Origin of the sequence: Streptomyces diastatochromogenes (assembly GCF_002242805.1) — a bacterium.
Classification (GTDB): domain Bacteria; phylum Actinomycetota; class Actinomycetes; order Streptomycetales; family Streptomycetaceae; genus Streptomyces; species Streptomyces diastatochromogenes.
Genome location: NZ_MCGQ01000049.1, coordinates 17334 through 42974 on the forward strand (window position 1 = coordinate 17334; position 25641 = coordinate 42974).

Here is a 25641-nt window from a genome sequence, read left to right on the forward strand (position 1 = left end):
CGAGAAGGGCGACGGGGGCGGCTGCGCGTCCGGGCGGCGCCCCCCTGCGGCGCGCGACCCCGGTCGGGTCCGCAGGCGGCTGACCGGATGAACCTCCGGGCGACATCCCTCCCGCGACCCCGCGCTCGACGGCACGACGCGAACAGACGCTGATCATGGGGCACGTTCCCCCACAGAAAGGCTGACGTCCCCCATGCGTCGTTCCCTGCTGGTCGCCTGTACCGCGGCGACCGCTCTTCTCGCGCCCCTTCCCCTGGCCAAGGCCGCGCCGCCCGCGGACGGCGGGTACGGCCACGAGCCCTGGGTGGTGCGCACCGCCGTACTGCGCGCCAACGCCAAGGAGTTCGCGTCCCTGTGCCGTACGCAGAAGGAAGGCGTGCCGGAGACCCGTACGTTCCGGCTCTTCCCCGGCACCCGAGGCATCACCGCGATGCGCGACTACTACCACAAGGATGCGAACGGCACGATCTACTGGGACGGGTACGACCCGAAGAAGCCCGAGAACACGGTGTCCCTGTCCATCATCGGAGCCTGCACGCGCGGCGGCGGCCACACCACCCTCGACGGCGTCATCGAGATCGGCACCAAGGACTACCTGTTCACCCCCCTGCCCAAGCATCCGGGCAAGTACCGCCTGACAGAGATCGACACGCTGAAGCTGCCCCCCAGCGGACGGCCCGGCGACACCGTGACCCTGCCGCGAGCCGGCCGTCCCGGGCACCCGGAGAAGACGCCCAAGGCCGACAACAACAACCCGGTCGCGATCGACCTCCTCGTCCCCTACACCCCCGCGGCCGTCACCGAGCTCGGCGGGGTGCCGGAGGTCCAGGCCCGGATCCGCTACGGAGTGAGCCAGCTCAACAAGGCTTTCGCCACCAGCCATGTGCCGGCCAGCGTGCACGTCGTCCACTCGTACCAGACGTCGCCGTCCGGCGTCGCCAACGAGGACGCCAACACCGTGCTCAACAAGCTCAACAAGAGAGCCGATCTGACGCTGGGCGCCACGGCCCACGCGTTCCGGGACGACTTCGGCGCCGACCTGGTGGCCCTGCTCGCCTCCATCCCCGCCGAGAACAGCTCGGGCTCGGCCGATCTGCCGATTCCCGTGAGTTCGAGGACCAGCGAGAGCGCCTACTCCGTCACGAGCGTCCTGTCGGTGATGGACTGGGACAACCTGGGCCACGAGATCGGCCACAACCTGGGCATGCGGCACGACCGGAAGACCGTGGCGAACAACGGGGAGACGCCGCCGGGGCCGAACGACACCAACTTCGGCTGGATCACGTCCGACAACAAGTTCCACACGCTGATGGCCTACAACACGCCCTGCCTGCCCACGTGCAAGGTCATCAACCAGTACTCCAACACCGTCAACAAGACGGCCGACGGCAAGATCCTCGGCGACGCGAAGAACAACAACGCCGGCATCGCCCAGCTCGCCACCCCGCTCGTGTCCGACTACCGCGCCACGAAGGTGACCAACCGGCACACCCTCACGATGTCCGTCTCCCCGGCAGGCGGCGGCAGCATCACCGTCAGTGAGTTCGGGCCCTACGACCCCGGCACGCAGGTGACCCTCACCGCCCACCCGGCGGCCGGCTTCGTGTTCGCGGGCTGGGAGGTCGACGGCGTGAAGCAGAGCGACACCACCACCAACTACCAGATCACCATGGACAAGAACCGCAGCGTCGTCGCGCTCTTCAACCGGGCCACGTGAGCCCACGCGCGCCCCGTCACTCCTGACCGGCGGACATCACCCCGAGCAGCCGTCGGCCGTACCGGACACGGCCGACGGCCCCGGACCCGACGGCCGCGCGTACGGCTCCAGCCCCGACTCCGTCACCCACGCGTGTTCCGCGAACAGCCGGGTGCCCCGCGCGCACAGCGCGGCGTCCGCACGAGCCCGGGCGCAGAACTCCTCCGGGGTGGCACCGAATAGCTCCCGCAACGGGGCGGACTCCCCGAGGAGTTCGGTCAGCAGGGCGTGCTGGCCGGGATGCCGGCGCGGCGCACCGGCGTCGTTGTGCAGGACCCCGTGCCGGTTGACGTACGCGTACGCCCCGGGCAGCACCTGACCGTCCGTCGGCTCGATGCGTACGTCCGGTGCGGGCAGCCAGGCCCGGCGGAAGTTGCCGTCGGGCAGCGGTACGCCCTCGCTCGCGTCGATCACGGCCAGTTGCCCCGGGTCCAGCCAGATGACGAACAACTCGCGTAACGCGCTAGGAGACTTGACCGGGGAGGCGGAGACATAGCCCAGGCGGCTGACGTGCGCGGAGACGCCCACGTCGAGTCCGGTCACCCGCGTCCGCACCATCGGGATGGGTGAGTCGATCCCGGACTCCCGTAACTTGTGGCGCAGTTGACCGGGGCAGGCGTTGGAGCCGACCGCGAGGACCGGCACCCGGTCGTCGTACACCAGGCGGTCCAGCGGCAGCATGCGGTCGCCGTGCAGCAGCCCGGAGCCGGCGGGCCACGCGCCCGGATAGAGCAGCGGATGGTCGCGGGGTGCCTCGGCGAGGCCCAGTTCCTCCAGGGTGCGGCCGGTCACGGGCCGCTCACCCGGCGGGCGGCAGCTCGCCGGAGCCGCGGGTGATCAGACGGGTCGGCAGCTCGATGCGCTCCGGCTGGACGAGGGTGCCGTCCAGCTGGCGGAAGAGGCGCTCGGCGGCGGTCCGGCCGAGGGCGGCCGCGTCCTGGGCGACGACGGTGACGCCCGGCTGGAGCAGATCGGCCAGCTCGATGTCGTCGAAGCCGACGAGGGCGACCGGACGGGACTGCTCGGCGAGGACCCGGACCACGGTGACCGTCACCCGGTTGTTGCCCGCGAAGATCGCGGTGACGGGGGAGGGGCCCGCGAGCATCTCCTCGGCCGCCCGGCGCACCCGCACCGGATCGGTCGCCCCGAGCGACATCCACCGCTCCTCGACCGGTATCCCCGCGTCCTCCATGGCGGCCCTGTAGCCGCGCAGCCGCTCGGCCGCGGTGTGGATGCGGGGCATGTCGCCGATGAACCCGATCCGGCGGTGGCCGTGCGCGATCAGGTGGGCGACACCGTCGCGGGCGCCGCCGTAGTTGTCGGACAGCACGACGTCGGCGTCGATCTTCCCCGCGGGGCGGTCCACGAACACGGTGGCCACGCCCGCCCTGATCTCCGGCTCCAGGTACCGGTGGTCGTCACCGGCCGGGATCACCACCAGACCGTCCACCCGCCGGGCGCACAGTGCCAGCGCCAGCTCCTGCTCCCGCTCCGGGTCCTCGGCGCTTGAGCCGTTGATCAGCAGGGCGCCGTGCGCCCGGGCCACCTCCTCGACCGCGCGGCTCAGCGGGCCGTAGAACGGGTCCGCGAGGTCCTCCAGGACCAGGCCGATGCTGGCCGTACGGCCTTTGCGCAGGACGCGCGCGCTGTCGTTGCGGCGGAAGCCGAGCGCGTCGATCGCCTCCTGGACGCGGCGCTCGGTGTCCGGGGTGACGCCGGGCTCGCCGTTGACCACGCGGGACACCGTCTTCAGGCCGACCCCGGCGCGCGCGGCCACGTCCTTCATCGTGGGACGGTTGCCGTAACGCGTCCCGGAGAGGCGGTCGGCGGGGCGGTCTGCGCGGCGGGTGGTCTCGGGCACGATGCGGCGTCCTGTCCTGTCGTCCGGGTTGTCCACGGGGGTGATGCGGAGATCCGTCGTTTGTATGAGGATGTGGCGTCGAGCATAGAGCCTGGACAACGTTGTCAGATGCGCGAGAGACTGTCCACCGCTGTCTCCGGCCTGCGCCCCCACCGCTGGACCGGCCTGCCTCTTTTCTGGTTCTCAAGGTTCAACGGGGAGATCTGACTCTGATGCACACCGACCTCGTGGCGGCCCTGGACATCGGCGGCACCAAGATCGCCGGCGCGCTGGTGGACGGTCACGGACGGATCCAGGCACGCGCACAGCGTGCTACGCCCGCCCATCAGGACGGCGAAACGGTCATGCGGGCCGTCGAGGGGGTGCTCGGCGACCTCGCCGACTCGCCCCTGTGGGGACGCGCCGGCTCGATAGGCATCGGCAGTGCGGGCCCGGTGGACGCCTCCGCGGGCACCGTCAGTCCGGTGAACGTGCCGGGCTGGCGTGACTTCCCGCTGGTCGAGCGGGTGCGCGCGGCCACCGGGGGCCTGCCGGTCGAGCTGATCGGCGACGGGGTGGCGATCACCGCGGCCGAGCACTGGCAGGGCGCCGCGCGCGGCCACGACAACGCGCTGTGCATGGTGGTCTCGACGGGGGTCGGCGGCGGCCTGGTCCTCGGCGGGCAACTGCATCCCGGCCCGACCGGCAACGCCGGGCACATCGGGCACATCAGCGTCGACCTCGACGGCGACCCGTGCCCGTGCGGCTCGCGCGGCTGCGTCGAGCGCATCGCGAGCGGCCCCAACATCGCCCGCCGCGCCCTGGAGCAGGGCTGGCGGCCGGGCCCGGACGGCGACACCTCGGCCGCGGCGGTGGCGGCCGCCGCCCGGGAGGGCGACCCGGTCGCCGTTGCCTCCTTCGAGCGGGCCGCGCAGGCCCTGGCCGCCGGGATCGCGGCCACCGCGACCCTGGTGGAGATCGACATCGCGGTGATCGGCGGGGGCGTCGGCAAGGCCGGCGACATCCTCTTCACGCCCCTGCGCAAGGCCCTCACCGACTACGCGACCCTCTCCTTCGTCCAGCGTCTGACGGTCACGCCCGCGCAGATGGGCACGGACGCGGGTCTGGTCGGCGCCGCGGCAGCCGCGTTGGCTCGTAGGCCGGATGCGACTGCGGCGGGGGTTTGAGGGCGGTTCGGCGGCTGAGGGGTACGTCCGCGCGGATGGGTACGGTTGCGGGCTCGTCAGCGTCGCCGCGGCCGCGTTGGCCTGTAGGCCGGACGCGACCGCGGCAGGGGGCTGAGGCAGGCTCGGCGGCTGTGCCCGGCGTCCGTTCTCGGAGCCGCGGTCGGCAACCGAGCCCGGCGTGCGCGTTCTGAGCCGGGGTCAGCAGCTGAGCCGGGCGTCCGCCCAGTCCGCGTGGTCCGAGTCGATGCCGTCGCCGCCGTCGGTGACGACGAGGCGGACCACCTGGGCCCCGGTGACGTCGGCGGTGAGCGGCTGGGCGGGCTGCGCGTTGGTCAGCACACCGGTCGAGGCGACCTTGGTGCCGTCCGCCCAGATCTCGAAGGCGACGGTGCCCTTCGTGCCCTTCTCGTCGTCCACGCCGACGTCCGCGGTGACCTTGCCGCACGCCTTGCCGGTGTAGAAGGAGACCTCGCTCTCCGCGTGGACGCCGAGCCCCTTGGCGTACACCACACCGCCCAGGGTGATGGGGTGACCGTCGCCCGCGGCGCTCTCCCCGTTGCTGGTGTCGCGCTCGACCGGACCCCAGCCGCTGGTCGCCGACAGCCAGGGCAGATCGCTGAGGTACGACGTCCCGGTGGGCGGCGGCAGTACGACGGTCGCCGTCAGCGGGAGGGTGCTGGTGACGCTCTCTCCGGTGGGTGAGCGGTAACTCGCCTTGAGGACAAGGCCGTACGACCCCGTCGGCGTCCCCGCCGGGGCGTTCACCGTCCAGCCGGTGCGCAGGGACCTGCCGGTGGTGAGGACGGTCGCGGTGGTCGCCGAGGTCGCGCGTACGGTCCATCCGGCCGGGCCGGTCAGCGACACGGACACCCGGCGCGCGGGCGTCCGGCCCAGATCGGTGAAGTCGGTGGTCAGAGCCGCCGGGGTGCCCGTCTCCACGAACGGGCTCCCGTCCAGGCCGAGTTCCGCGGCCGGCGGGTGGGTGGCCCAGTCAGGGTCGGCCGAGACCCGCAGCAGGACCGTGCCGTGGGCCGGGACCGTGGCCGCGAGGGTGCCCGCGGTGTTGTAGCTGCGGTGCTGCCACAGGTCGCGCAGGGTGTAGGCGGGGGCGTCGGGCAGGCCGACGGCGCTCGCGGTCGTGGCGATCCGCTGGGCGGTGCCGGACTCGTTGAACAGGGCGACGGCGCGGCTGCCGTCCTTCATCTCCTTGGCGACGACCCAGCGCCCGCCCGCGGAGGACACGACGGTGCCCTGCTTGCCCAGCGGGTCCTGGTCGACGGCGATGACCTCCTTGTTGTCCAGGATGTCGAAGGTCGCCTGTGAGGCCGTGCGCAGGTCGGTGCCGATGAGCAGGGGCGCGGCCATGACGGACCAGAGGGAGAAGTGGGAGCGGTACTCGGTGTCCGTCATCCCGCCGTTGCCGACCTCCAGCATGTCGGGGTCGTTCCAGTGGCCGGGCCCGGCGTACGGCGCGAGCGGCAGGTTCTGCTTGAGGATCGACAGCATCGAGCCCCAGCTGTCGCTGATGTCACCGGTGGTCCGCCACAGGTGGCCGACATCCCCCGCCCACTCCCAGGGCTTGTTCTCGCCCCACTCGCAGATGCTGTAGACGATGGGCCGGCTGGTCGCCCTGAGCGCGTCGCGCATGGTCCGGTAGCGCAGCTTGGCGTCGACGCCGAGGTTGTTGCAGTTGTCGTACTTGAGGTAGTCGACGCCCCAGTCGGCGAACTGCTGCGCGTCGCTGTACTCGTGGCCGAGCGCACCCGGGAAGCCCGCGCTGTTGCAGGTCTTGATGCCGGCGCTGGTGTAGATGCCGAGCTTGAGGCCCTTGGCGTGGACGTAGTCGGCGACGGCCTTGATGCCGTTCGGGAAGCGGGCCGGGTCCGGCACCAGCTTGCCGTTCGCGTCCCGGTCGGGCAGGGCCCAGCAGTCGTCGAGGTTCACGTACTGGTATCCGGCGTCCTTGAGGCCCTTGTCCACGAAGAGGTCCGCGATCCCCTTGACCATGGCCTCGTTGAAGTCGGCACGGCAGTGCGTGGAATTCCAGTTGTTGAAGCCCATGGGCGGGGTGAGGGCGAGGCCGTCGGCCAGGGAGGGCGCGGCGACGGGGTGCCGGGCGGGGGCCGCGACGGCGGGGGCGGCCAGGCCCGCCGTGCACAGCAGCCCCGCGGTGAGCGCTCCGGCCACTCTTCGGCGGGTGGTGCGGGTGTGAGGGCGACGCATCGTTGACGTTCCTCCGGCTCGCGCGAGGTGGAATGACGGCATGTACGTGTCACCGGTGCGCGCTTACGGTAGGACGTGTCGGACTGTGTTGGAAGAGGTGCGTCAGAGTTGTTCGATACTCCGTCATATCCCTTGACGGCAGGGGGTTTCGGGGGACGGCGGAGAGGCCGGGCGTTCGGTTCTGTTGGTTCGTCCGGCCTCCCGCGGCCTCACCGGAACTCGTGCACGACCTCGATCCGGCCGACGATGTGGGCGTTGAACTCGTCCAGCTCCTCGGCGGGCACCCACAGCTCCAGGATCGTCTCGCCGCCGGCCCGCTGGACGGGGTAGCGGGCGACGAACTCCGCGTCGACCTCGAAGCGCGTCACGAACCCGGCACCGTCGTGCCGGACGTTCCAGTCCCGGGCGATCCTGATGGCGTAGTCCTCGTTGAGCACCGGGTAGAAGATCGGCTGCTCGGGCAGCCGCGGCGGCCACGCCCTCCAGTCCAGCTCCCGGACCAGGTCCAGCTCCTTGGGACCGGTGGGGCGCCAGAGGGTGGTCGTCGGGCGGGGGCTGGTCATGGCCGTCGTTCTCCTGGTCGTGGTCCGCCGGCTTCCGGTAGACCGGGAGCTGGACGATACCTGCGGCGTGATCACCGCGGCCACGGGGTTTCCACCGGGGCCGCGGCGCCCGGACACTCGGCCCATGGGGTTCGCCGTCTTCATGACCTTGCCGGGGCTGGTCATCCTGCTCACCGCCCTGGCCTTCGCCGACCAGCTGCTGCTCCGCGCCGGTCGTGCGGGCCTGCTGCCCTGGCGCAACGCGGCGCGGGCCGGGCAGATCTCGGCCACCGGATTCGAGCAGCTGCACGGGGCCCTGTCGCCGGGCAAGCAGCATGAACTCAAGGAGCGGCAGTCGGCGCTGGTGCTCCGGGACGACGAGGAGGACGGGGCACCGCCGCATCGGAGCACGGTCGATCCGACGACCGGAATCGCCGTGATCCGCGTGACCCCAGGGCCGTTCCACAGTTGATCCAGGGCATGAAGAAGCGCAGCATGCTCGCCATCGCCACCCTCGCCACCGGATTCGTCGTGGCCGCCGTCACCCCGTCGCACGCCGCGTCGCACACCCCGGACAAGGGGCCGCTCGGTGACCTCAACGTCTCCGGCACCCTCGACCACGTCGACCACCTCGTCAGCCGGGACAGCTTCGCCGTGGCCGACCACGCGCAGGGGCAGGAGTAGCCCGGCCCGGTCCCCGGGCCCCGTGCCGGTGTCCCCGACGTGCGGGACACCGGCACGCGCGTGTGCGCGCCCTCAACGGGATGTGGTTTCCGTGGCAGGGTGGAGCGGGCAAGCCACAGGGGGCCAACAGAAGAGGGGGAGTCCGTGACCGTCGTCTGGATCAACGGCGCGTTCGGTGCGGGGAAGACCGCCACCGCACGGGAACTGATCGAACTGATCCCGAACAGCGCGCTCTTCGACCCCGAGGTCATCGGGGGAGCGCTCTCGCACCTGCTGCCGCCCAAGCGCCTCGCCGAGGTCGGCGACTTCCAGGACCTGCCGATCTGGCGCCGGCTCGTGATCGACACGGCGGCCGCGATGCTCGCCGAGCTGGGCGGGACCCTGGTGGTCCCCATGACCCTGCTGCGCCAGGAGTACCGCGACGAGATCTTCGGCGGTCTCGCCGCCCGCCGGATCCCCGTACGGCATCTGCTCCTCGCCCCGGCGGAAACGATCCTGCGCGAGCGCATAGCCGGGCGGGAGATCCCGCCGGACCTGCCCGACGGCGAGATACGGCAGCGGCAGTGGGCGTACGACCACATCGAGCCCTACCGGGCCGCCCTCGCCTCCTGGCTCACCGCCGACGCCCACCTCGTGGACACCAGCGCCCTCACCCCGTACGAGACCGCCGTGCGCATCGCCGACGCCGTCGGCAGCGGCGCCGTGGGCCCCTGTGACATCGTGCAGACCCCCGAACCCACCGCCGAGACTCTCGCCGCCGGGGTGCTCCTCTTCGACGAGCAGGACCGGGTGCTGCTCGTGGACCCGACCTACAAGCCCGGCTGGGAGTTCCCCGGCGGGGTCGTCGAGCGCGGTGAGGCTCCCGCCCGCGCCGGGGTGCGCGAGGTCGCCGAGGAGACCGGGATACGGCTGCGGGAGGTGCCCCGGCTGCTCGTCGTGGACTGGGAGCGGCCCGCGCCCCCCGGCTACGGCGGGCTGCGCCTCCTCTTCGACGGCGGCCGCCTGGACTCCGCCGAGGCGGCCCGGGTGCTGCTGCCGGGGCCGGAGCTGCGCGCCTGGCGCTTCGCGACCGAACAGGAGGCCGCCGACATGCTGCCGCCGGTCCGCTACGAGCGGCTGCGCTGGGCGCTGCGGGCCCGAGAGCGCGGCGCCGCGCTCTATCTGGAGGCCGGCGTGCCGGTCGCCGGACAGGCTGCCTGACATACCGTCAGATCCCCGCCGCATCCGTGATGTTGGCGGGGATTTTGTCTTCTCTGGGTCGTGATCTCGCCTCTTTGCGCGAACTGGGAGGTTCCGAGGGGAAAGCGAGGGTGAATTGTCGCCGTCCCGGTATGAACAGGAACCTGAAGAAGGTACACAAGCGTTCTAACGTCGTTGCGCAGCTCAGTTTCCTCGCGGCCGCCGGCCGCTGTGAAAAGGCCGGGCAGCTCCCGGCCGGAGGAGGGACATGCGCGCGCAATCCTCGGCCCTCGCCAGGGGACTCACCCTGGCCGCCGGGCTCACCCTGATCCTCGCCGCCTGCAGCAGCGGTGGGAGCGGTACGCCGCACCAGGGCGGTTCGGCCGGTCTCGCGTCCTGCTCCACCCAGGGCAAGGCGAACACCTGCAACTCCGGCACCACCAAGGCCGGCGGAACGTTCACCTATGTGCTGGAGAAGAACATCCAGCAGTGGAACGTCCAGGACACCAACGGGAACACCTTCGAGAACGGCGAGGCCCTGGAGGTGGTCCTGCCCCAGGTCTTCGTGCCCCACCCGGACTTCACCGTCGCCGTCAACACCGACCTGGTGACCTCGGCGACCCAGACGGGCGCGAGCCCGCAGACCCTCGTCTACAAGATCAACCCGAAGGCCGCGTGGAACGACGGCACACCCATCACCGCCGACGACTTCGTCTACTACTGGCGCACCAACGACGGCAAGGACTGCCCGCCGCCGCCCGCGAGCGACTCCACCCAGACCAAGGGCTGTCTGCCGCAGTCCACCGCCGGATACGACCGCATCAAGTCCGTCACCGGCTCCGACGGCGGCAAGACCGTCACCGTCGTGATGAACAAACCTTTCTCCGACTGGAAGCAGCTCTTCGGCGCTGGCTACCCCCTCTACCCGGCCCACGTCGCCGAGAAGCTCTCCGGCGCCAAGGCGGGCGACGCCGCCCATATGACGGCCGCCCAGCTGACCCAGGGCTGGCAGTACTTCCAGAAGACCCCGCCCACCAAGTACGCGACGGCGGGCCCGTACAAGATGCAGGAGTGGGTCGACAACGACCACGCCACCTATGTCCCGGACCCCAAGTGGTGGGGTGCGAAGAAGGCTTCGCTGCAACGGCTGATCTTCAAGGTCATCACGGACGCCACCCAGGAACCGATCGCGCTGCGCAACAACGAGGTGCAGGGCATCTACCCGCAGCCCGAGGTCGACCTCGTCAACCAGGTCAAAGACATCCCCGGCGTCACCTACACCATCGGTAACGGGCTGACCTGGGAGCACTTCGACCTCAACCTGCACAACCCGGTGCTCGGCAAGTACACCGCGCTGCGGCAGGCGATGTTCACCGCGATCAGCATCAAGGACATCGTCGCCAAGACCGTCGGCCAGTTCGACCCGGCGGTCAAGCAGCTCGGCAACCACAACTTCGTTCCCGGTCAGGCCGGTTACCAGGACCTCGTCACGTCCACCGGGCAGGGCTCCGGTGACCTCGCCAAGGCGAAGAAGCTCCTCACCGACGCGAAGTTCACCGGGGTGGGGACCGCGCTGAAGACCCCGGACGGCAAGGCGGTCGGACCCTTCAACTGCCGCTACACCACCGGCAACCAGATCCGGCAGAGCGAGTGCCAGATCCTGCAGAGCGACCTCGGGAACCTCGGCGTCAAGGTCACCATCAAGCCGATCGGCGCCGCCGACCTCGGCACCGTGCTGGCCGGGCACCAGTACGACATCATCGTCTTCGCCTGGGTCGCCTCGCCCTTCCCGAGCGCCAACGCGCAGCAGACCTGGATGACCGGGGGCGGCGGCAACTACGGCGGCTACAGCGACAAGCAGGTCGACCAGCTGATCAACCAGGCCGTCGGCGAGACCGACCAGACCAAGTCCGCCGCCCTGCTCAACCAGGCGGACAAGATCATGGTGGACGCCGCCTATGTGCTCCCGCTGTACCAGAAGCCGACCTTCCTCGCCGCGCAGACACGGTTCGTGAACATGCGCAACAACTCGACGAACGTGGGCCCGGCGTACAACACCGGCGAGTGGGGCCTGAAGAAGTAACCCCCGCCCGCAGCCACCGTCGTGTCCCGGCCCCGGTCACCCCGGGGCCGGGACCGGGGCCCGCACTCCCGAGAACCGGGCCCGTCCTCCCGAGGGAAGAACCGCATGCTCGCCTACACCGTGCGCCGCATCCTGGTCTCCATACCCGTCCTGATCGTCTCGACGTTCATCGTGTTCCTGGTCGTCGTCAACTCCGGTGATCCGGTCGCCAACTTCGCCACCTCACGGCAGCCCGCCCCCAGCAAGGCCGCCGTCACCGCCTTCGCCCGGCACATCCACGCAGACCAGCCGGTCGTGGAGCGCTACTGGAACTGGATCACCGGAGTGCTGCACGGCGACTGGGGTCCGTCCGTGCAGACCAACCTGGACATCGGGCACGACCTGTTCACCCGCTTCCGGGTCACCGTCACCCTGGTCGCCGCCGCCATGCTGATCGCCCTCGTGCTGGCCGTGCTCTTCGGGGTGTTCAGCGCGCTCCGCCAGTACAGCGCCGCCGACTACACCATCACCTTCTTCGGCTTCCTGTTCCTCGCCATGCCGGTCTTCTGGTTCGCCGTGCTGCTCAAGCAGGCCGGGATCTGGATCAACGAGCAGACCGGCAGCCAGTTCCTCGGCACGATCGGCGAGAAGTCGCCGTACCTCGACGTCGACACCGGCTGGAACGAGTTCACCGACCGCATCGGTCATCTCGTCCTGCCCACCATCACCCTCGCCCTGGTCTCCTTCGCCTCCTGGACCCGCTACACCCGCGCCTCCATGCTCGAGGTGCTCGACAGCGACTACGTACGGCTCGCCCGCGCCAAGGGCCTGCGCCGGGCCCGGGTGATGACCCGGCACGCCCTGCGCACCGCCCTGATCCCGCTCGCCACGGTCACCGCGCTCGACATCGCCATCATCCTGGGCGGCGCCGTGATCACCGAGACGATCTTCCAGTGGCACGGCATGGGGGAGATGCTCGTCCAGGCGGCCACCACGCTCGACGTCTACCGGACCATGGCCTGGCTGCTGCTCTCCGCCGTCGTCGTCATCGGCTTCAACCTCGTCGCCGACCTCCTCTACGCCGTACTCGACCCGAGGATCCGCTATGACTGACACCGAGGCGGGCACCCAGCGACCGCGAGTGGACGGCGAGTTCACCGTACGGCAGCGCACCCAGACCCAGCTCGTGCTGCGCCGCTTCCTGCGCCACCGGGCCGCCATGATCAGCCTCGCCGTCTTCCTGCTGATCGTGCTGTGGGCGTTCGTCGGCCCGCACCTGTGGCACTACTCGTACCGCAAGTACACGCCCGACAACTCCCAACCCCCTTCCTGGAAGCACCCGTTCGGCACCGACGCCTCCGGTTACGACGCCTACGCGCAGATCATGCGCGGCACCCAGACCTCGCTGAAGATCGCCATCCTGATCGCCCTCGGCTCCACCCTGGTCGGCGCGGTCTGGGGCGCCGTCGCGGGCTTCTACCGGGGCTTCGTCGACGCGGTGATGATGCGCGTCGCCGACCTGGTGCTGACCCTGCCGCTGTTCGCGATCGCCCTGGTGATCTCCTCCCGCAGCGGCGGCTCCTGGTACTGGATCGCGGTGGTCATCGCGGGGCTGACCTGGGCGTATGTTGCGCGGGTCGTGCGCTCGAGCGTACTGTCGCTGCGGGAGAAGGAGTTCGTGGAGGCGGCCCGGGCCCTCGGCGCCTCGGACGCGCGGATCATCTTCCGGCACCTGCTGCCGAACGCCCTCGGCCCGATCATCGTCAACGCCACGGTCCTGGTCGCCACCGGCATCCTCACCGAGACCGCCCTGTCCTTCCTGGGCTTCGGTGTCCAGCCGCCCGACACCTCCCTCGGCCTGCTGGTCGCCCAGGCGCAGACGGCCGTGGACACCCGGCCCTGGCTCTTCTACATCCCCGGCGCGTTCATCATCGCCATCGCCCTGACCATCAACTTCATCGGCGACGGGCTGCGCGACGCCTTCGACCCCCGGCAGCAAAGGGTGCGACAGTGACGGTCATCGACCCAGGAGAAGAGTCCGGCGCGGTCCTCGACGTGACCGGCCTGAGCGTGGAGTTCCCGACCGAGGACGGGATCGTACGGGCCGTGCGCGGCGTCGGCTACCGGCTGGAGCGGGGCGAGTCCCTCGGCATCGTCGGCGAGTCCGGTTCGGGCAAGTCGGTGACCGCCCTCGCCGTGATGGGGCTGCTGCCCCGCTCGGCGCGGGTGCGCGGCTCGGTGCGGTTCGAGGGGGCCGAACTGCTCGGGCTGAGCGACAACCAGCTGTCGGACGTGCGGGGCCGCGGCATCGCGATGGTCTTCCAGGACCCGATGACCTCGCTCAACCCGGTGTATCCGGTCGGCTACCAGATCGCCGAGACGTTGCAGCGGCACCACCCGGACCTGACGAAGCGGGCAGCCCGCGAGCGGGCCGTCGAACTGCTCGGCACGGTGGGCATCCCGAGTCCCGAGCGGCGCGTCGACGCCTACCCGCACGAGATGTCCGGCGGGATGCGCCAGCGCGTCGTCATCGCCATCGCCATGGCCAATGACCCGGACGTGATCATCGCCGACGAACCGACGACCGCACTCGACGTCACCGTGCAGGCCCAGATCCTCGACGCGCTGGAGACCGCCCGCGCCGAGACCGGCGCGGCCCTCGTCCTGATCACACACGATCTGGGGGTGGTCGCCGGCCACACCGACCGGGTCGCCGTCATGTACGCCGGACGGATCGTGGAGACCGGCCCGGTCGAGGACATCTTCTACGCCCCGCGCATGCCCTACACCCTCGGCCTGCTCGGCTCCCTGCCCCGCCTCGACCGCGAGGAGGAGCGGCTGACCCCCATCACCGGCTCCCCGCCCTCCCTGCTGAACCTGCCCCCGGGCTGCCCCTTCGCCCCGCGCTGCCCGCTGCGCCGGGAGGTGTGCGACAGCACCGAGCCGCCGTTGCACCAGGCGGGACCCGTCGGCCACCTCAGCGCCTGCCACTTCGCCGCCGAGCTGGTGGGCGCCGGAGCGGACCAGGTCTTCGACGCGGTCGGCGCCGACGCCGAGGCGCTGGCCCGCTTCGCCGACACCGCCCCGAGCACCGAGGAGGACCCCGCATGACCGCGCCCGCCGCACTCCTTCCGCCGCTGCCGGGCCACGGCGGCACCGGGGAACCCGTCCTCCAGGTCCGGGACCTCGTCAAGCACTTCCCCGTCCTGTCCCGGGGAGTCGTCCGCCGCCGCGTCGGCGATGTGCACGCGGTGTGCGGGGTCTCCTTCGACCTGCACGAGAACGAGACCCTGGGCCTGGTCGGGGAGTCCGGCTCCGGCAAGACCACCCTCGCCCGTACGGTCCTCAACCTGGAGCGCGCCACCTCCGGCAGCGTGCGGTACGGCGGACGCGAACTGACCGAGCTGAGCCGACGCCGGATGCGGCCGCTGCGCCGGGACCTGCAGATCGTCTTCCAGGACCCGTACGCCTCCCTGGACCCCCGGATCTCCGTCCACGAGATCATCGCCGAACCCCTGCGGATCCACGGCCGGTACGGCACCCGGGGCGCCGACGAGGTGCGCGAGCTGCTGCGGCTGGTCGGGCTCAACCCCGAGCACGGCAACCGCTTCGCGCACGAGTTCTCCGGCGGCCAGCGCCAGCGCATCGGCATCGCCCGGGCCCTGGCGCTGCGCCCCCGGGTGATCGTGCTGGACGAGCCCGTCTCGGCGCTCGACGTGTCGATCCAGGCAGGCGTTCTCAACCTGCTGATGGACCTGCAGAGCGAACTCGGGCTGTCCTTCCTGTTCGTGGCGCACGACCTGTCGGTGATGCGGCACGTCGCCGGCCGGGTCGCGGTCATGTACCTGGGCCGTCTGGTGGAGATCGCCCCGGCCCGGCAGCTGTTCGCCCGCCCCGCGCACCCCTACACCCAGGCCCTGGTCTCCGCGATCCCGCTGCCCGACCCGCGCAAGGAACGCGCCCGGAAACGGATCACCGTGCAGGGGGACGTACCGAGTCCGGTCCGCCCGCCGAGCGGCTGCCGCTTCCGCACCCGCTGCCCCAAGTTCGCCGCCCAGCTCACCGAGAGCGAGCGCACGGCCTGTGTGGAGGAGGTGCCGGCCCTCGCCGACCGGGGCAGCGGGAACCCGGTGGCCTGCCACTACGCCGAGAGCATCGAGTTGTTGTAGGCGCGGCGCAGGTCCTCGTGCGGGTAGGGGGTCAGCCGGCTCTCCCGCACGAGCAGCCGGCTGAAGTCGCCCATGGTGGCGGCGACGGGCGCGTACCGGGTCAGCAGCCCGGCGGCGGACCGGGGGACGCCCTCGGGCCGGGCACCGGCGGCCAGGGCCCGGATGTACTCCTCGCGCTCCTCCCGGCCGTATCCGTACAGCGCGGTGACGAGCCAGATCACCAGGTGGTAGGCGGTGTAGACGCGGTCGTAGTGACGGTGTTGGGCGAGGAACTCCCGCTCCTCGCCGTCCAGTTGGAACGTGGAGCCGAGCGCGAGGCCGAAGTCGGTGAGGTACAGCGTGCGGCCGTCGGTCAGGATGTTGCGGAAGTGGGCGTCGAAGTGCAGGAGTCGATGCCCTTCCAGTGCGTCCGTCAGCTCCGTCAGACCCTCGGCCACCCGGGTGCACGCCGCGTCGGCGCGGTCCGTGCGCAGTTCGGCGTCCAGCCAGTCGTGCAGGGTGTGCGGGACGTACTCCAGGAACAGGGTCAGGCTCGCGGAGGCCGTCCGCAGGGCCTCCAGTCGCTCCCGTGCGCCCGTGCCCCAGTAGTCCACGGCTCGCTCCACGTCGGCGAGTTCGTCCGGGAGGGGCTGCGGCTCGTCGGGCAGCACCCGCCAGTGGTGCAGCAGCGGAAAGCCCGGGAACCCTCCGGCCAGCACACCCTCCGTGGTCAGCGTGTGCGCGGCCAGCTCCCGCCAGGCGGTGTATCCCGGGCTGCCGATGCCGTAGTGGCAGTACGGCGGCAGTCCGAACAGGTTCGCCGTCGAGCGCTCGTTCCCGGGCAGCCGCTCCAGGTCCGTCAGCGGCACCCGCTTGACGAACACCGGCCGGCCGTCGACCAGGAGGCGTACGGCTCTGCCGCCGATGCCCGTGCCGAGCGGCTCGCCCGCCGCCACCCGCTCGGCCAGCGCCCGGTCGTCCAGCGGGGCGAGGGAACGCGCGATGCGGGTGTGGGCGGCGAGTCGCTCGGGGGAGGTCATGCCCCCAGGATCAGCCGGTGGCCGTCTGGCTGTCCGCCGCTTTCCGAAGTGCGGCCGAAGCCTTGCCCACCACCGGGTCACCGTGTCCGAAGCAGGCCACGTCCGCGTCGAGGGCCGCCAACCGGTGGAAGGATTCCATGAGTCGGGGCCGGTCGAGGTTGAACACGCCCGGCATCACCGCCCCGTCGACCGGCGAGGCCGCCACCGCGTCACCCGTGAACAGCACGCCCTCGTCGGGCAGGAACAGCGCGATGCTGCCGTCCGTGTGCCCCGGTACATGGACCACCCGCGCACCACCGCCGAAGTCGAGCACATCACCGTCGGACACCGGCGTGACGCTCCGCGGGCGCACCGGCTCGCCCTCGGGAAGGTGCCGGGACACCTCCGCGTGGATCGGCAGCTCCCAGTCCTCGAACCGCGGGGGCGGGCCCGGGCGTTCACCCCGGAGGAACGGCGCGTCCAGGTGATGGGCCAGTACCTCGGCACCGCTGAGCGCGGCGAACTCGCCCGCTCCGCCCGCGTGGTCCTCGTGGAAGTGGGTCAGCACGATTCGTCGTACGTCCCCGGGGGCGCGGCCCAGGGCGGTGATCGCGTCGGCGATCGCGCGGCCCGCGCCGATCGTCCCCGCGTCGATCAGCGTCGACTCCGCACCGTCGTGCCAGAGGTAGGCCTGGCCGACGGTGAAGCGCAGGAGGTGGAGGCGGGGGAGCAGTTCGATGACGTCCATGCGCCGACGGTAGGCAGCGCCCCCGCCCGTGGGCGAGGGCGATCTGCCGTCGGCAGAACGGTTCAGTCCGCCGCGTAGTTGCTCAGGAAGTGCGCCTCGGCGACCGACAGCCGCTCCAGCTCCTCGGGGGACACGCTCTCGTTGACCGCGTGGATCTGGGCCTCCGGCTCGCTCAGGCCGATCAGCAGGATCTCCGCCTCGGGGTAGAGGCCGGCGAGGGTGTTGCACAGCGGGATGGTGCCGCCCTGACCGGCGTACTGCATGGTCTCGCCCGGGTAGGCGACCGCCATCGCGTCGGCCATCGCGCGGTAGGCCGGGCTGGAGGTGTCGGCGCGGAACGCCTGGCCCTGGCCGATCTGCTCGGTGCTCACCTGGGCGCCCCACGGGGTGCGCGTCTCCAGGTGGGCGCGCAGCAGCTTGGTGGCCTCGGCGGCGTCCACGCCCGGGGGCACCCGCAGGCCGACCAGGGCGCGGGCGCTGGACTGGACCGACGGGGTGGCGCCCACCACGGGCGGGCAGTCGATGCCGAGGACGGTGACGGCCGGGCGGGCCCAGATGCGGTCGGCCACCGAGCCGTCACCGATCAGACCGACCCCGTCCAGCACCTTGGCGTCCTTGCGGAACTGCTCCTCGGTGTACTCCAGACCGTCCCACTCCGCCGTGGCGTCGAGGCCGTCGACGGTGGTCGAGCCGTCCTCGGCGCGCAGGGAGTCCAGGACGCGGATCAGCGCGCCCAGCGCGTCGGGGGCGGCGCCGCCGAACTGGCCCGAGTGCAGGTTGCCGGCGAGGGTGTCGATCCGGACCCGGACCAGCGTCATACCGCGCAGGGTGGTGGTCACCGTCGGCAGGCCCACGCGGAAGTTGCCCGCGTCGCCGATGACGATCGCGTCCGCCTCCAGCAGCTCGGGGTGCTGCTCGGCGTACCGCTCCAGGCCGCCCGTGCCCTGCTCCTCGGAGCCCTCGACGATCACCTTGACGTGCACGGGGACGCCGCCGTTCGCCTTCAGGGCGCGCAGCGCGAGCAGGTGCATGATCGCACCGCCCTTGCAGTCGGCGGTCCCGCGGCCGTACCAGCGGCCGTCCCGCTCGGTCAGCTCGAACGGCGGGGTGGACCAGCCGGCCTCGTCCAGCGGCGGCTGGACGTCGTAGTGCGCATAGAGCAGAACCGTTTTGGCACCCTTGGGGCCCGGCAGGTAGCCGTACACCGACTGGGTGCCGTCGGGGGTGTCGAGGACGGCCACGTCCACGAAGTCCTCGGCGCGCAGCGCGTCGGCGATCCAGTTCGCGGCGCCCTCGCTCTCGCTCTTCGGGAACTGCGCGAAGTCCGCCACCGACTTGAAGGCGACCAGTTCGGTCAGCTCCGCCTTCGCCCGGGGCAGCAGCGAGGCGACGGTCTCGGCGACCGGATTCGACGACATGGGCACGCTCCTCGTGGGTGCGACGTTGTACGGCTGGGTAGACCGATCCTCCCACAGTGGCCTGCGACGACGGTCGCCGTAGGATGCGGGGGACAGGTGCGGCAACGGCTTGATCGGAGCAGTAGACCATCGTGAGCGGCGAGAACTCTTCGGCGGACGACGTGCAGCGGGTGTGGGATGTCGTCGTGGTGGGCGCGGGACCCGCGGGGGCCTCGGCCGCCTACGCGGCGGCGGTCGCGGGGCGACGCGTGCTGTTGCTGGAGAAAGCCGAGCTGCCGCGTTACAAGACGTGCGGCGGCGGCATCATCGGCCCCTCGCGTGACTCCCTGCCGCCCGGCTTCGACCTGCCCTTCCAGGACCGGGTGCACGCGGTGACGTTCTCGAACAACGGGCGCTTCACCCGCACCCGCCGCTCCAAGCAGATGCTGTTCGGGCTGATCAACCGGCCCGAGTTCGACCAGCAGCTGGTCGAGCACGCCCAGAAGGCGGGCGCCGAACTGCGTACGGGCGTCACGGTGCAGCGCGTCGAGCAGCACGGCTCGGCGGTGCCGGACCGGCGCACGGTCGCCGTGGTCCTCCAGGGCGGGGAGACGGTCCTGGCCCGCGCGGTCGTCGGCGCCGACGGCAGCGCCAGCCGGATAGGGGCGCACGTCGGGGTGAAGCTGGACCAGGTCGACCTCGGCCTGGAGGCGGAGATCCCGGTCCCGGAGACGGTCGCCGAGGACTGGAAGGGGCGGGTGCTCATCGACTGGGGCCCCATGCCGGGCAGTTACGGCTGGGTCTTCCCGAAGGGCGACACCCTGACGGTCGGCGTCATCTCGGCGCGCGGCGAAGGCGCCGCCACCAAACGGTACTTGGAGGACTTCGTCGCCCGGCTGGGCCTGTCCGGCTTCGAACCGAGCATCTCCTCCGGGCACTTGACCCGCTGCCGCGCCGACGACTCGCCGCTCTCCCGCGGCCGGGTGCTGGTCTGCGGTGACGCGGCGGGGCTGCTGGAGCCGTGGACCCGCGAGGGCATCTCCTTCGCGCTGCGCTCGGGCCGGCTGGCGGGGGAGTGGGCGGTCCGGATCGCCGAGGCGCACGACGCCGTCGACACCCGTCGCCAGGCTCTGAACTACGCCTTCGCGATCAAGGCGGGGCTCGGCGTGGAGATGAGCGTCGGCAAGCGCATGCTGGCCGCGTTCGAGCGTCGGCCCGGCGTCTTCCACGCGGCCCTCACAGGCTTCCGTCCCGCCTGGCGGGCCTTTAAGGACATCACGCAGGGCTCGACGTCTCTGGGTGAGCTGGTCCGGGCACACCCGCTCGCCCAGCGCGCCCTGACCGCGCTGGACCGGGGGCAGGCCGCGGCGGCGCCCGCGGAGGACGCCGTCACTTCGTGACGGTGATCCGGAAGACCGGGTGGTCGGGGGCGATCGCGAGGATCTCCTCGTCGGAGGACTTGGCCGTGACGCCCGCGAAGTAGTCCTTGACCTCCCAGCCCCACTTCTCCAGGTAGGTGCGCAGGATCGGGAGCTTCTCGTCGTCGGGAAGCTCCACCGCGGTGAACGCGCGCACCTTCCGGCCCACCCGCAGCTCCCCACCGCCGGCGGGCCGCATGTTGCGCACCCACTGGGAGTGGCCACGCGCCGAGACCAGGTACTGCCCGCCCTCGTAGGTGTGCGGGTTGACCGGGACGCGCTGCATCGCGCCGCTCTTGCGGCCGCGCACGGACAGCTCGGCGGAGCCCGCGATGCTGAGCCCGTGCCGGGCGAGCCAGCCGACGAACCCGTTCACGCGCACGGTCATCGGGCTGCCCTTGAAGTAGTACGGCGAAGACGACGACATGGTGACTGACCCCCACAGTTGGGAGAGCGGTGCTCTCGCTTGACTCCAGTGTGGGGGAGACGGGCACGCCAATGCAAGAGCACTGCTCTCGTTTTTGTCCAGCGCTCTTGTTTGTGTGCACTGCTCTGCCGTCGTGGCACACTGCTGGCATGAGCACCGCACAGGGCGCCCGCGCGCGGGCCAGGATCGAAGTCACCGCCGCCATCAAGGACGAGGCGCGCAGACAGCTCGCGGCGGAGGGCGCGGCCAAGCTCTCGCTACGGTCCGTGGCCCGCGAGCTGGGCATGGTCTCCTCGGCGCTCTACCGCTACTTCCCCAGCCGCGACGAGCTGCTGACCGCACTGATCATCGACGCCTACGACTCCCTCGGCGAGGCGGCGGAGGCGGCCCACGCGACGGCCGCCGACGCGGACCATGTGCGGCGCTGGACGGCCGTGTGCGAGCGGGTGCGCGCCTGGGCCCTCGCCCACCCGCACGAGTACGCCCTCATCTACGGATCGCCCGTCCCCGGCTACGCCGCCCCCGAGACCACCGTCCCGGCCGCTTCCCGGGTCGGCCTGCTCCTCATCGGCATCGTCCGCGACGCCCACCGGCGCCCCGGCCTCGCCGACCTCCCCCTCCCCGGCGAGCTGCGCCCCGAGGCCGAGCGCATGGCGGCGGACCTCGCACCCGACCTGCCTCCCCAGGCGGCCGTGGCGCTGGTGGCGGCCTGGGCCGAGCTGTTCGGGCTGGTCGGGTTCGAGCTGTTCGGGCAGTTCCACCGGGTGGTGGAGGACCGGGAGACCTTCTTCCGGCACGCTGCCGCCCGACTCGCCCACGGCGTGGGCCTGCGCCCCTGACGCCCGTAGGCCGGGCCCGGCTCCCGGCCTCACCTACGCCTCGGGAATCAGGACGACCTTCCCGGACACCGTGCCGGACTCCGCCAGCCGCATCGCCTCCGCGACCTCGGTGAGCGGCAGCCGGGCGGCGATCCGGGCGGTGACCTCGCCGCGCTCCAGGGCGTGGAAGACCTGGGTGAGGTCGGCCCGCAGCCGGGTCCGGAAGCGGTCCTTGTTCAGGGCGCGGCCCGCCCACACGTTGAAGAAGTAGGCGTGGCGGCCGTTCGGCAGCGCGTTCCACCACCACACCCGGCCGAGGATCTTCAGGACGGGCCACTGCTTGGAGCCCGTGTCGTCCCGGGTGGTGGCGCTGCCGTAGGCGACGAGGGTCCCGCCGGGGGCGAGCAGCCGCCAGGAGTCGGTCACGCTGCGCCCGCCGAGGTGGTCGAAGACAGCGTCGACTCCGCCGGGGGCCAGCTCCCGGACCCGGGCCGGGACATTCTCGGTGCGGTAGTCGACAGGGGTGACGCCGAGGTCGCGCAGGGCCTCGTGGTGGCGCGCGGACGCCGTGCCGATCACCTTCAGGCCCGCCGCGCGCGCGAGCTGGACCAGGACCGTGCCGACACCGCCGTTCGCGCCGTGGACGAGGACCGTCCCGCCGCTGCGCACCCGGGCCTGGCGGTGCAGCATCTGCCACGCGGTGATCCCGTTGACCACCAGCGTCTCCGCCTCCGCCGCGCCGATCCCGGCCGGCACCTCCACCGCGTCGGCCGCGTCGAGCACCACATGGCTGGCCCAGCCGCCCACCTTGACCAGCGCCGCCACCCGCTTGCCGACGAGACCCGGCGCGACGCCGGTGCCGGCCGTGAGAACCGTGCCGACCAGGTCGTAGCCGGGCACGAACGGGAACGGCGGCTGGTCGTAGTAGCGGCCCCGGCGCATCTGCTGCTCCGCGAAGGACACCCCGGTGGCCTCCACCCGCACCACGATCTGCCCGGCGCCCGGCAGCGGGATGTCCCGGTGCCGGAGCTGCAGTTCCTCGGGCTCGACCGTGCCCGGCAGGACGACCTCGACGAGTTCCTTGCTTTCCATGACGACCTCCGGATCGGGGAAGGGGTGCCGAAGCTGCTGCGCTAGGGCGCTTCGCTTGAGTTAGAAGCTATAACTAAAATGACTCCCCCTACCTTCGGTGTCAAGCTCTCGCCGACAGGTTTCGTTACGACCTCTCTCGCCAGTGATAGGTTGAAACCCCAGGGCGAGGAGGGTGAAGGCGATGGCTGCAGGCGCGGCAAGTCCACGGGAGCGGTACCGCAGCCAGGTGCGGGCGGAGATCAAGGCGCGGGCCTGGGAGCAGATCGCCACCGCCGGGGCGTCGGGGCTGTCCCTCAACGCCATCGCCAAGGAGCTGGGCATGAGCGGCCCGGCGCTCTACCGGTACTTCGGCGGCCGGGACGACCTGATTACCGAGCTGGTCCGGGACGCCTACCGCAGCCTGGCGGACACCTTCCGTGCCGCGGCCGACGCGGGCTCGGGGCTGCCCGGCCTGGCCCGGGCGCTGCGCCGCTGGGCGCTGGAGGACCCCCAGCGCTACTTCCTCGTCTACGGCACGCCCGTCCCCGGCTACCGGGCGCCGGACGACACCACCGCCATCGCCCGGGAGATCATGGCGGCCCTGCTCGACGTGTGCGCGGCCGAGGAACCGGGGACCGCCTCACCCGACGCGCTCGAAACCCACCTCGCCGACCACCACCAGTGGGCCGGTGACCACCCCGCCCCGCCGTCGGTCCTGCGCCGTGCCCTGGCCGTCTGGACCCGTCTGCACGGCGTCCTCTCCCTGGAACTCGCCGGCCACTTCACGGGCATGGGCTTCGACCCCGAGCTGCTGTTCACCGCCGAGGTGGAGGGGCTCACCGGCGGGCGCTGAGCGCACGAGCGGTCGTACTCCCCGGGGAGTACCCGTGATCACCTCGCCCGGCTGACGTCCGCGCGGCCCGTCGGCGTCTAGCGTGGCGGGCATGGAAGAGCAGCGCGGAGGCGGTCCCTCGCACTGGTGGCGGTACGGGCCCCCGTGGGGGTACCGCCCCGACGGACCGGAGCCGCACCCCGCCCGCCTGCCCTGGCGCTCCACCGCGCTGATCACCGTGTTCGTCCTGGTCGGCTCCAACTTCGCCGCACACTCGCAGCCCCACCGAGTACAGCTCGACGGCTACGCGCGCGTGCTGCTGCTCGTCGCCTCGCTCCTGCTGCTGTGGCGGCACCGCCATCCGGTGGCCGTCGCCTTCGGTACGGCGACGGCGGCCCTGGTCTACCTGAGCGCGGGATACCCCTACGGGCCGGTCTTCCTGACCGTCGCGGTCAGCTGCTTCAGTGCCGTCGTCGCCGGGCACCGGCGGGCCGCCTGGGCCGCCGTCGGCCTGCTGTGGGCCGGGCACGCCCTGGTCGCGCTCTGGCTCTACCGCTGGCTTCCGCCCCGGGGCGACGCCGCGGCGAGCGTGGGGCAGGAGATCGTCGTCGCCACCTGGGTGCTGGCCATCGTCGCGCTCTCCGAACTCGGCCGGGTACGGCGCGAGCAGTGGGCGCGGGAGCGCGCGGACCGCGCCCAGGCCGCCGAGCGGCGAGCCGATGAGGAGCGGTTGCGGATCGCCCGGGAGCTGCACGACGTCCTCGCGCACAGCATCTCCGTCATCAACGTCCAGGCGGGCATGGGCCTCGCGCTGCTGGACAGCGACCCCGAACAGGCGCGCGCCGCGCTCACCACCATCAAGGCCGCCAGCAAGGAGGCCCTCGGCGAGGTGCGCCAGGTCCTCGACACCCTGCGCGCACCGGGCGCCGCACCGCGCGCCCCCGCGCCCGGTCTGGACCGGCTGCCGGAACTGGTCGAACAGGCGGCGGCCGCCGGACTGACCGTCGACGTCCAGGGCGGGGCTCCGCATCTGCCGCCCGGCGCCGACCTCGCGGCCTTCCGCATTGTGCAGGAGGCCCTGACCAACGTCGTACGGCACTCCGGATCTCGGCACGCGCGCGTGCGGTACGAACACGGCGGTGGCGAACTCCGGCTGTGGATCGACGACGACGGGCCCGCGACCGGAGCCGACGCCGGCGGCAGCGGGAACGGGCTGGCCGGGATGCGGGAGCGGGCGGCCGCGCTGGGAGGCACGATCGACGCGGGCCCGCGCCCCGACGGCGGCTTCCGGGTGCTCGCCGTACTGCCCTTGCACACCAGGGAGGACCAGTGATCCGGGTACTGCTCGCCGACGACCAGTCGCTCGTGCGGGCCGGTTTCAAGGCGCTGCTCGACGCACAGCCGGACATCGAGGTGGCCGGGGAGGCGGCCGACGGCGAGGAGGCCCTGCGCCGGGTGCGCGAACTGCGGCCCGACGTCGTCCTGATGGACATCCGCATGCCCCGGCTGGACGGCCTGGCCGCGACCCGCCGCATCACCGGGGACACGGAGTTGAAGGACGTGAAGGTGGTCATGCTCACCACCTTCGAACTCGACGAGTACGTCTTCGAGGCGATCCGTTCGGGCGCCTCCGGATTCCTGGTGAAGGACACCGAGCCGGACGAACTCGTGCGCGCGGTAAGGGCGGTGGTCGAGGGAGACGCGCTGCTGTCCCCGGGTGTCACTCGCCGGCTCATCGCCGAGTTCGCGGCCCGCTCCAAGGCGCCCGCGGCGGCCGACACGCTCGTCCGGCTCACCGAGCGGGAGCGGGAGGTGATGGCGCTGGTCGGCATCGGCCTGTCCAACGAGGAGATCGCCCGCCGCCTGGTGGTCAGCCCGCTCACGGCCAAGACCCATGTGAGCCGCACGATGGTCAAGCTGGGCGCCCGGGACCGCGCCCAACTCGTCGTCCTCGCCTACGAGTCGGGACTGGTACGGCCCGGCTGGCTCGGCTGAGCCGCCCGCTGGAAGCGGACCAGCACACTCACCACGCGGGCCATGAAGACCACTGGTGCGACCCCGATGCCGAGCCGCAGCAGGGTCTTGGACAGCAGATGCGGCAGGTCGAAGAGGAGCGCGGGCCCTGCCAGAGCGCCGAACAGCACCGCTGCCGCGAAGGCGGCGCTGACCAGTGCGTAGCCGATCTCGATCGTCGCCGCGTCCCGTTGGGCGTTGGTGCGGCGTCCCCCGTATGCGTACATTCCCCCAGCCTCACAGACGGGCGCCCGGCGGAGCAACCAGCCCCGCCGGG

Annotated in this window: 25 protein-coding genes; 15 read left to right on the top strand and 10 right to left on the bottom strand. The window is 71.7% G+C overall.

Going from position 1 to position 25641, the window contains the following annotated elements; genetic code table 11:
- Window positions 1-193 precede the first annotated feature (193 nt).
- Window positions 194-1717 (top strand): InlB B-repeat-containing protein, encoded by a 1524-nt coding sequence (locus tag BEK98_RS40590; RefSeq protein WP_094221814.1) that lies wholly within the window; start codon window positions 194-196, stop codon window positions 1715-1717.
- A gap of 36 nt (window positions 1718-1753) precedes the next feature.
- Here BEK98_RS40590 and BEK98_RS40595 read toward each other — a convergent pair whose 3' ends face one another.
- Together BEK98_RS40595 and BEK98_RS40600 are read right to left on the bottom strand one after the other, a co-directional pair.
- Window positions 1754-2548 (bottom strand): hypothetical protein, encoded by a 795-nt coding sequence (locus tag BEK98_RS40595; protein WP_094221815.1) that lies wholly within the window; start codon window positions 2546-2548, stop codon window positions 1754-1756.
- Between the two features lie 7 nt (window positions 2549-2555).
- Window positions 2556-3617: a LacI family DNA-binding transcriptional regulator gene (locus BEK98_RS40600; RefSeq protein ID WP_094221916.1), complete on the bottom strand. Its 1062-nt coding sequence runs from the start codon at window positions 3615-3617 to the stop codon at window positions 2556-2558.
- Between the two features lie 212 nt (window positions 3618-3829).
- Here BEK98_RS40600 and BEK98_RS40605 point away from each other — a divergent pair, with 212 nt between their 5' ends.
- Window positions 3830-4783: an ROK family protein gene (locus tag BEK98_RS40605; protein WP_094221816.1), complete on the top strand. Its 954-nt coding sequence runs from the start codon at window positions 3830-3832 to the stop codon at window positions 4781-4783.
- Between the two features lie 198 nt (window positions 4784-4981).
- On the opposite strand, the gene BEK98_RS40610 is transcribed toward BEK98_RS40605, so the two are convergent.
- Together BEK98_RS40610 and BEK98_RS40615 are read right to left on the bottom strand one after the other, a co-directional pair.
- Complete coding sequence (locus tag BEK98_RS40610) at window positions 4982-7006, bottom strand: NPCBM/NEW2 domain-containing protein (RefSeq protein WP_208643370.1); 2025 nt, start codon at window positions 7004-7006, stop codon at window positions 4982-4984.
- A gap of 209 nt (window positions 7007-7215) precedes the next feature.
- A complete protein-coding gene (locus tag BEK98_RS40615; RefSeq protein WP_094221818.1) occupies window positions 7216-7569 on the bottom strand; it encodes a hypothetical protein in 354 nt (117 codons plus the stop codon).
- A gap of 124 nt (window positions 7570-7693) precedes the next feature.
- On the opposite strand from BEK98_RS40615, the gene BEK98_RS40620 reads away from it, so the two are divergent.
- From BEK98_RS40620 to BEK98_RS40655, 8 genes are all read left to right on the top strand, one after another.
- Window positions 7694-8020, top strand: coding sequence for a DUF6191 domain-containing protein (locus tag BEK98_RS40620; protein ID WP_094221819.1), 327 nt, complete (start codon window positions 7694-7696; stop codon window positions 8018-8020).
- Window positions 8021-8028: 8 nt separating this feature from the next.
- On the top strand, window positions 8029-8232 hold the full coding sequence (locus BEK98_RS40625) for a hypothetical protein (protein ID WP_208643371.1): 204 nt from the start codon (window positions 8029-8031) through the stop codon (window positions 8230-8232).
- Between the two features lie 144 nt (window positions 8233-8376).
- Window positions 8377-9432 (top strand): NUDIX hydrolase, encoded by a 1056-nt coding sequence (locus BEK98_RS40630; protein ID WP_094221820.1) that lies wholly within the window; start codon window positions 8377-8379, stop codon window positions 9430-9432.
- 247 nt (window positions 9433-9679) lie between these two features.
- Complete coding sequence (locus BEK98_RS40635; RefSeq protein WP_094221821.1) at window positions 9680-11494, top strand: ABC transporter family substrate-binding protein; 1815 nt, start codon at window positions 9680-9682, stop codon at window positions 11492-11494.
- Between the two features lie 105 nt (window positions 11495-11599).
- Window positions 11600-12586, top strand: a complete 987-nt coding sequence (locus BEK98_RS40640; RefSeq protein WP_094221822.1) for an ABC transporter permease — start codon at window positions 11600-11602, stop codon at window positions 12584-12586.
- A complete protein-coding gene (locus BEK98_RS40645) occupies window positions 12579-13487 on the top strand; it encodes an ABC transporter permease (protein WP_094221823.1) in 909 nt (302 codons plus the stop codon). Before BEK98_RS40640 ends, BEK98_RS40645 begins: the two co-directional genes overlap by 8 nt.
- On the top strand, window positions 13484-14584 hold the full coding sequence (locus BEK98_RS40650; RefSeq protein WP_094221824.1) for an ABC transporter ATP-binding protein: 1101 nt from the start codon (window positions 13484-13486) through the stop codon (window positions 14582-14584). Before BEK98_RS40645 ends, BEK98_RS40650 begins: the two co-directional genes overlap by 4 nt.
- The gene (locus BEK98_RS40655) at window positions 14581-15642 is read left to right on the top strand and encodes an ABC transporter ATP-binding protein (RefSeq protein ID WP_094221825.1); all 1062 of its coding nucleotides are present in this window, start codon (window positions 14581-14583) and stop codon (window positions 15640-15642) included. The genes BEK98_RS40650 and BEK98_RS40655 overlap by 4 nt, the downstream gene beginning before the upstream one ends.
- Here the strand turns inward: BEK98_RS40655 and BEK98_RS40660 are convergent.
- The 3 genes from BEK98_RS40660 to BEK98_RS40670 form a co-directional block, all read right to left on the bottom strand.
- Window positions 15615-16661, bottom strand: coding sequence for a BUD32 family EKC/KEOPS complex subunit (locus BEK98_RS40660; protein ID WP_094221826.1), 1047 nt, complete (start codon window positions 16659-16661; stop codon window positions 15615-15617). The genes BEK98_RS40655 and BEK98_RS40660 overlap by 28 nt on opposite strands.
- A gap of 10 nt (window positions 16662-16671) precedes the next feature.
- Complete coding sequence (locus tag BEK98_RS40665) at window positions 16672-17388, bottom strand: MBL fold metallo-hydrolase (RefSeq protein WP_094221827.1); 717 nt, start codon at window positions 17386-17388, stop codon at window positions 16672-16674.
- 62 nt (window positions 17389-17450) lie between these two features.
- Window positions 17451-18806, bottom strand: coding sequence for a dipeptidase (locus tag BEK98_RS40670; RefSeq protein ID WP_094221828.1), 1356 nt, complete (start codon window positions 18804-18806; stop codon window positions 17451-17453).
- A 131-nt stretch (window positions 18807-18937) separates the two neighbouring features.
- Between BEK98_RS40670 and BEK98_RS40675 the strand changes: the two genes are divergently transcribed.
- On the top strand, window positions 18938-20185 hold the full coding sequence (locus BEK98_RS40675) for a geranylgeranyl reductase family protein (RefSeq protein WP_094221829.1): 1248 nt from the start codon (window positions 18938-18940) through the stop codon (window positions 20183-20185).
- On the opposite strand, the gene BEK98_RS40680 is transcribed toward BEK98_RS40675, so the two are convergent.
- On the bottom strand, window positions 20175-20630 hold the full coding sequence (locus BEK98_RS40680) for a nitroreductase family deazaflavin-dependent oxidoreductase (protein WP_094221830.1): 456 nt from the start codon (window positions 20628-20630) through the stop codon (window positions 20175-20177). The genes BEK98_RS40675 and BEK98_RS40680 overlap by 11 nt on opposite strands.
- Before the next feature lie 149 nt (window positions 20631-20779).
- On the opposite strand from BEK98_RS40680, the gene BEK98_RS40685 reads away from it, so the two are divergent.
- Window positions 20780-21469 (top strand): TetR/AcrR family transcriptional regulator, encoded by a 690-nt coding sequence (locus BEK98_RS40685; protein ID WP_094221831.1) that lies wholly within the window; start codon window positions 20780-20782, stop codon window positions 21467-21469.
- Between the two features lie 33 nt (window positions 21470-21502).
- Here the strand turns inward: BEK98_RS40685 and BEK98_RS40690 are convergent, their stop codons facing one another.
- Complete coding sequence (locus BEK98_RS40690; protein WP_094221832.1) at window positions 21503-22540, bottom strand: medium chain dehydrogenase/reductase family protein; 1038 nt, start codon at window positions 22538-22540, stop codon at window positions 21503-21505.
- Window positions 22541-22721: 181 nt separating this feature from the next.
- Here BEK98_RS40690 and BEK98_RS40695 point away from each other — a divergent pair, with 181 nt between their 5' ends.
- The 3 genes from BEK98_RS40695 to BEK98_RS40705 all read left to right on the top strand — a co-directional run bounded on the left by BEK98_RS40695 (window position 22722) and on the right by BEK98_RS40705 (window position 25346).
- A complete protein-coding gene (locus BEK98_RS40695) occupies window positions 22722-23372 on the top strand; it encodes a TetR/AcrR family transcriptional regulator (RefSeq protein WP_094221833.1) in 651 nt (216 codons plus the stop codon).
- A 91-nt stretch (window positions 23373-23463) separates the two neighbouring features.
- Window positions 23464-24684: a sensor histidine kinase gene (locus tag BEK98_RS40700; RefSeq protein WP_094221834.1), complete on the top strand. Its 1221-nt coding sequence runs from the start codon at window positions 23464-23466 to the stop codon at window positions 24682-24684.
- A complete protein-coding gene (locus BEK98_RS40705; RefSeq protein WP_094221835.1) occupies window positions 24681-25346 on the top strand; it encodes a response regulator transcription factor in 666 nt (221 codons plus the stop codon). Before BEK98_RS40700 ends, BEK98_RS40705 begins: the two co-directional genes overlap by 4 nt.
- Here BEK98_RS40705 and BEK98_RS40710 read toward each other — a convergent pair.
- Window positions 25307-25591 carry a DUF6332 family protein gene (locus tag BEK98_RS40710; protein WP_094221836.1) on the bottom strand — a complete coding sequence of 95 codons (285 nt, stop codon included), beginning with the start codon at window positions 25589-25591 and terminating at the stop codon, window positions 25307-25309. The genes BEK98_RS40705 and BEK98_RS40710 overlap by 40 nt on opposite strands.
- Window positions 25592-25641 lie beyond the last annotated feature (50 nt).